Raw genomic sequence first — 6,000 nt, forward strand, 5'->3', positions numbered from 1 at the left:
ATCAAACTTCGGCCGCGACCGGATCGGCCTCGGCGGGCCGAGAGCCGGCCGTCTCGACCCCGATCACTCACCGCCGGCGCGGAGGTAGTAGAACACGTACGTCTGCGCGTAGCCGGCGAACTCCCCGCCGAACCGCTCGCGGATCGCCCGGGAGGTCTCGGCGTAGCTCCCGCGATCGCAGTCGGGGTAATACTCCTCGATAGTGGTTCGGATCCAGGTGTCGAGCGGCACCGCTTCGAGGAACCCCAGCGAGAACAGCAGCACGCAGTCGGCGACCTTGTCCCCAACGCCGACGAACCGAGTGAGCGACTCCCGGGCCTCCTCGTAGGGGAGGTCAGCCGCCTCCAAGGGGTCGGCCTCGCCGCTCGCGACCATCTCCGCGGTCCGTCGGACGTACGGCGCGCGGTAGCCTAAGGAGAGGTCGCGGAGTTCTTCCTCGGTGCGCGCGGCCAGCTGCTCGGGCGTCGGGAAGGCCCGATATGTCTCGTCGCCGAGCGCGACGGCGTCGCCGTACGTCTCCCGGAGCCGTCGCTGCATCCCGTGGATGCGGGCGACCCGCATCTGCGCCGAGCAGATGAACGATATCAGACAGGGGAAGACGGGATCGCGGGTCAGCCGCATTCCCTCGTAGGCGTCGTACGCGCGCTCCAGGAGCGGGAGGTCCGGCGTGGCGTCTAAGATTGCGTCGAGGTCGTCGTCGAGCCGGAGCAGGTGCGTCAACAGCGGCTCGGCGTCCGTCGACGCCTCCCAGCAGAGCGTCCCGTCGTGGACGCCGCCCTCCTGTCGGACTCGGACCGCGACGCGCTCCTCGGTCACGCCGGGGATCGGGTCGACGACCGTCTCGTACCACGCGTCGCCGCCGTGTGCGTGGAGATCGGCGTACGTCTCGCCGTCCGCGCGGTTCCAGAGGTAGCTCTGGCCGCTCTCGAGGGTCGCCTGTAGGTCGAACGGTCCAGCCAGGTCGCCGACGTCGATCGCCCCGCGTTCCATCGTCTTGGGACAGGAGGCCCGCGGGCATGCGGGTTTCGGTCCCGCCGCGGTAACCGATCGGCGCGCTCCCGAACCGCCGCCGAGGACGGGTTTTTGTCCGCGCGACCCGTATCTGACGTATGCCGACGTACAGGCGGACGACTCGGGTGCCGGCCCCGATCGAAGACGTGTGGGCGTTTCACTCCACGGTCGACGGACTGCGAGAGCTCACTCCGGACTGGATGCGGCTCCGCGTGGGTGGCGTCGAGGGACCGGACGGGTCGCCCGACCCCGAGGTCCTCGTCGCCGGCTCGGAGATAGCGATGTCGATCCGGCCGTTCGGGGCCGGTCCGCGCCAGCGGTGGACCTCGCGGATCGTCGAGCGCGAGCCCGACGGCACGGCGTCGCCGGAGCGGTCCGCTCGGTTCGTCGACGAGATGGAAGGCGGTCCGTTCCGGCGGTGGGAACACACCCACGCGTTCTACGCCGACGGCGACGAGACCCTCCTCGTCGACACGGTCGCCTATCGGCTGCCGCTCGGCCCGCTCGGCGACGCGGTCGGACCGATGGCGAAGGTCGGGTTCGAGGGGATGTTCCGCGACCGGCACCGCCGGACGGTCGAGCGGTTCTCCGAGAGCTGAACACCGCCGCGGCGGCTTGACCGTCCGATCCTCACGGCGCCGCGACCCGGGTCGCGTCAGCGCCGAACGTGAGTTCGAAGACGGCGCCGTCGTCGTTTCGGGCCTCGATATCCCACTCGTGCGCCTCGACGATCCGGTCGACGATAGCCAGTCCGATCCCGGAACTGTCTGCCGACGAGACGCCCGAATCGAAGACCGTGTCGGCGAGTTCGACCGGGATCCCGGGCCCGTCGTCCGCGACGTACATCCCGCCGACGCCGCCGTTCGCGGTGAGCGGGCCGACCTCTATCGACACCTCCGGGCCGCCGTGGTCGACGGCGTTCCGGAAGAGGTTCTCTAAGGCCTGCCGGAGCCGACCCGGGTCGGCCTCGACGCGGCCGACCTCGCCAGCGATCGTGAGCGTCGCGTCGGGCGCGCGCACCGACCCCCACGCCTCCTCCGCGACGGCAGCGATCGGGACCGGCTCGGTCTCCCCGATCGTCTCTCCTCGCCGCGCGAGCATGAGCAGGTCGTCGATCAGCGTCTCCATGCGGTCGACCGCGCCGCTCATGGCGTCGTACCGCGAGGGAGCGAGTTCGTCCTCGGAGAGCGACAGGTAGCCCGAGAGCACGTTCAGTGGGTTCCGCAGGTCGTGTGAGACGACCGCGCTGAACTGTTCCAGCTGTTCCGCCTGCCGGCGGAGCGCCGTCCTGCGGTCGTTGCGCGCGATCGTGTGCGCGATCAGGTCGCCGAGGGTGCGGTACAGATCGACCTCGTCGTCCGTCCAAGCGCGGGGGTCGTCGGACTCGAACGCGACGATCCCGCTCAGCTCCCAGTCGACGACGAGCGGGACGTGAACCGTCGCCGGCGATTCCGCGACCTGAACCTCGTCGCCTTCGCCGTCCGCATTCCCGGCGGGGAGGGATCCGCGCGCGACGTTACCGAACGTCGACAGCGTTTCGGGGTCCGGAAACGCCTCGAACGGCCTCGGTTCCGGCTCGGACCCGTCGGGACACCAGCCGTACGCGGGGACGAACTGCCCGTCATCCTCCCGGTAACAGACGATCCGATCGAGCTCGGCGTGTTCGCCGACGTTCTCCATCGTCCACTCGATCTTCGTCCCGACCTCGTCGGTGCGGGTGCTCATCAGCGTCGTTCCGGCGTCAAGCAACACCTCTGAGAGACGGGCGACATCGTCGCCGCCGAGTCGGACGCGGTCGGGGTCCAGTCGGCCCGCAAGCCGTTCGGCGAGCGGGTGGGTCGCGTCGATCTCGTCTGGATCGGACGCCCAGTCGCCGGCGTCGACTATGTCGTCTGCGTCGGCCGCGAGCAGGGCCCTGACCGTCGTCGGCGTCGCGTCCTCGACGAGCGCGATCACTGGCACGTTCGACGGGAGCGCTGCGAGCCGCTCCGTTACCCGGTCCTCGGTCGCGGCCGCAGCGGTGACGACGACGCCGCACGTCTCGTTCAGCGGATCCTCGCCGTCGCGGTCGTCGTCCAAGTCCGTCGGAACGAACACGCGGAGTTCTGGTCCCCTCGGGCCGCCCCAGACGGCGTCGACCGCTCGGGACACGCGTTCGCTCGCGCTCGGGTCCTCGCCCACGAACGCGACGACCGTTCGCCGGTCCATATCCGGTTCACTCGTTCGGATGGCTTCAACGTTCACCCCAAAATATCGGTGCTGAAAACGCTACGACTGAGCCGCCGTCGCAGTGACGTAGATACCGGCGAGGACGACGCATCCGCCCGCGATCGTTATCGGCGTCGGCGTCTCCGACAGCAAGGCGAACGCGAGCAGCGTCGCACCGACCGGTTCGCCGAGCAGCGAGACCGAGACGACGCTCGACTCGAGATGCGCGAGCGCCCAGTTGAGGACGGTGTGACCGAGCAGGCCCGGTCCGACCGCGAGCCCGGCGAACAGGAGCCACTCCCGAGCGGGATATCCCGTGAGGGGGTGTCCCGCGGCGAGGACGAACGCGAGCAGAACGACCACGCAGACGCCGTACACGACGGTGACGTACGGGATCAGCGAGATCCGCTGCCGAAGCGAGCGACCGGCCAGCACGTAGCCCGCGGCGGCGACGGCGCCCGCAAGCGCCAGCGCGTTGCCGTACAGCGGACGAGGACCGACCGCCACGCCGGCGAGAAAGTCACCGAGCGACATCGACGCCATCCCGCCGACGGCGACCGCGATGCCCGCGGCCATCCGGCGCGTGACGCGCTCGCGCAACAGGAGCCACGCGCCGATCGAGACGAACACCGGCTGCGCCTGAACGAGCGTCACGCTCGCGGCGACGCTCGTCCACCGGAGGCTCTCGAACCAGGCCGCGAAGTGGACCGCGAGCGCGACTCCGGACAGCACCGCGAACGCGAGGTCGCGAGACCGGATCCGCGCGAACTCCCCGCGGTACCGCCACGCCGCTATCGCAGCCAGCGGCAGAGTCGTGAACAGCACCCGGTAGAAGGCGGCGACCGAGCTCGGCGCGTCGCTCAGACGGACGAGGATCGCGCCCGCGCTCACCGCGACGACCGCGGCCGCCAGTCCCGCCTTCGGCGACACCGCCGGCTTCGAACTCATCGGATCTCGTGGTCGTTTGAGCGACAGGCGCTTACCGGTTTCGAGAGCTGACCCGCCGGCACGGCGAGGTACTCCTCTCGCTCTCCCCCGACGGACGACGCCAATGGACGACGCCGACGGAGATTTCACACCCCGGCGCGAACCACCGCTCATGTGTGCGGACACGTTCGGCGTCGGCATCCGCGTCGCCGAGACGGAGCTCCGAGTCGTCGTCGGCGTCCCTTCCGATATCGACGCCGGGTGGACCGATCCCGAGGCGTTCCAGTCGCTGGTCGCGGAGGCCGTGTGGGAGCAACTCAACCGCCGCCCGACCCTTGAGGCCGTCGCTGCGCGGTACGACACCGGCGAGACTGCCGCTCTCGGGAGCGTGACGCTCGAACCTGACGGCACCGTGGTCGAGACCGACCTCAACCGCGTCGCGCCGCCCGACGGTCGGGACGATGCGGGCGACTGACGGTCCGAGTCAGCGCCGCGGCCGTTTCACTCCTCGGAGGCGCCCGCTTCGAGCGCGGCGCCGACTGCCCACGCCCGCTCCGGCCGGTACGCGGTGAGGTCGTATCGGGTCGGCCCCACGGTGTCTCCCCACGTCTCCAGCGCGCCGAGCGTGACCAGTCCCGACAGGGTCGCCCCCAGCGTCCGCGGTGTCGTCTCCGGGTCGGTCAGCGCGGCGTGGACCTGTTTCGACTGCGGATAGTTCCGGTCGCACGTCTCGATGCCGCGCATGGCCTCGGCCCAGTGACGGCGCACGTATCCGAAGGTCGTGGGGTCGTCGCGGGAGAGCCGTTCGACCGCCGCCGTGGCGTCCGCGTCGGCACCGACGACGGCGTCAACGCGATCGCCGACGCGCGACAGCAACTCCACGGGCCCCTCGAAGGAACACCCGATCGCGACCCGGTTCGCTCGGTCCCCGAACCGGCCGAGGAGCCGGTCCGCGAACGCGACGGCGGCATCGACGCCATCCCGAGCGGCGACCGGCGCGATGTCGTCGATTACCAGGTCGACCGTTCCCGAAGGGACTCCGTCGAGGTTATCGTCGACGGCGTCGAGAATTCGTTCGCTCTCGGCGTCGCGGCCGAGTACGGTGTACGCGAGCCCGTTGTTCGGTACTACCTGCGTCGACGCGGCGGCCCCGCTCCGAGCGACGCCGCTCACGTCCACCACCGCCTCCCGCGTCGGCGGCCCCGCCGGCCTTCGCTCCCATCCGCTCCGCCACGCCTCAACGTCGGTTCCGAACAACACGGACACGACACGCTCCGAGGCGACTCCGTCGCGAACCGACGGCTGGTCGCCACAGAACAGTCGTACCGTACCGTTCGATCTATCCACGATACGTTGGGTTCATCGACAAAAGTGATAAACTTACGGATGGAACTATTAGTACTGATACGCCGTCCCGCGAGACGATCAGCCGAGCGCGGTGAGTTGTCCGCGGACCAGTGCCGACCCGACCGAGCCCTAGGATCAGTAAATTCGCAACGGTTGCGGACCACGCAAGCGAGACCGTCGGTCGACAGTCTGTGAACGCGAGTAAAATGCGAGCGCGGTGGGTCGCTGGATATGAAAAAAGCCCACGGACACAACGTCCGTGGGCTTGGTGGGAATACTCCCGTATGAGTGGGCAGGCGGCGACTCGTGGTTCCCAGAGGATCGCTCACTCCAGTACTTCACGATACGCTGGTAGGCTTAACTTCCGTGTTCGGAATGGGTACGGGTGTTTCCCTACCGCTCTGGCCGCCTTCATGCCGACTCTCGGAGTTGAACCGAGACTCACTGTATCTCCTACAGTGAGACTCCTGTGTCGGTCTGGTTCGATACCAACCGTGTATACGTGCG

General features: G+C 69.1%; 6 protein-coding genes and 1 rRNA gene. 2 read left to right on the forward strand and 5 right to left on the reverse strand.

Annotation, left to right across the window (positions count from 1 at the left end; all coding sequences use genetic code 11):
* Positions 1 to 63 precede the first annotated feature (63 nt).
* Positions 64 to 990 (reverse strand): DNA-3-methyladenine glycosylase, encoded by a 927-nt coding sequence (locus B378_RS0109015; RefSeq protein WP_017343476.1) that lies wholly within the window; start codon positions 988 to 990, stop codon positions 64 to 66.
* Positions 991 to 1,109: 119 nt separating this feature from the next.
* On the opposite strand from B378_RS0109015, the gene B378_RS0109020 reads away from it, so the two are divergent.
* Entirely contained in the window at positions 1,110 to 1,610 is a 501-nt protein-coding gene (locus tag B378_RS0109020; protein WP_017343477.1) for an SRPBCC family protein, read from the forward strand.
* A 31-nt stretch (positions 1,611 to 1,641) separates the two neighbouring features.
* Here the strand turns inward: B378_RS0109020 and B378_RS0109025 are convergent, their stop codons facing one another.
* Positions 1,642 to 3,219 carry an ATP-binding protein gene (locus B378_RS0109025; protein WP_017343478.1) on the reverse strand — a complete coding sequence of 526 codons (1,578 nt, stop codon included), beginning with the start codon at positions 3,217 to 3,219 and terminating at the stop codon, positions 1,642 to 1,644.
* Positions 3,220 to 3,279: 60 nt separating this feature from the next.
* The gene (locus tag B378_RS0109030) at positions 3,280 to 4,167 is read right to left on the reverse strand and encodes a DMT family transporter (protein WP_017343479.1); all 888 of its coding nucleotides are present in this window, start codon (positions 4,165 to 4,167) and stop codon (positions 3,280 to 3,282) included.
* 151 nt (positions 4,168 to 4,318) lie between these two features.
* Here B378_RS0109030 and B378_RS0109035 point away from each other — a divergent pair, with 151 nt between their 5' ends.
* On the forward strand, positions 4,319 to 4,621 hold the full coding sequence (locus B378_RS0109035) for a hypothetical protein (protein ID WP_017343480.1): 303 nt from the start codon (positions 4,319 to 4,321) through the stop codon (positions 4,619 to 4,621).
* Positions 4,622 to 4,647: 26 nt separating this feature from the next.
* Here the strand turns inward: B378_RS0109035 and B378_RS0109040 are convergent, their stop codons facing one another.
* Positions 4,648 to 5,319 (reverse strand): hypothetical protein, encoded by a 672-nt coding sequence (locus tag B378_RS0109040; RefSeq protein WP_026046235.1) that lies wholly within the window; start codon positions 5,317 to 5,319, stop codon positions 4,648 to 4,650.
* 465 nt (positions 5,320 to 5,784) lie between these two features.
* Positions 5,785 to 5,906 (reverse strand): 5S ribosomal RNA (gene rrf / locus B378_RS0109045).
* Positions 5,907 to 6,000: the final 94 nt, after the last annotated feature.

It is taken from the genome of Halorubrum sp. T3 (assembly GCF_000296615.1).
Lineage (GTDB): Archaea > Halobacteriota > Halobacteria > Halobacteriales > Haloferacaceae > Halorubrum > Halorubrum ruber.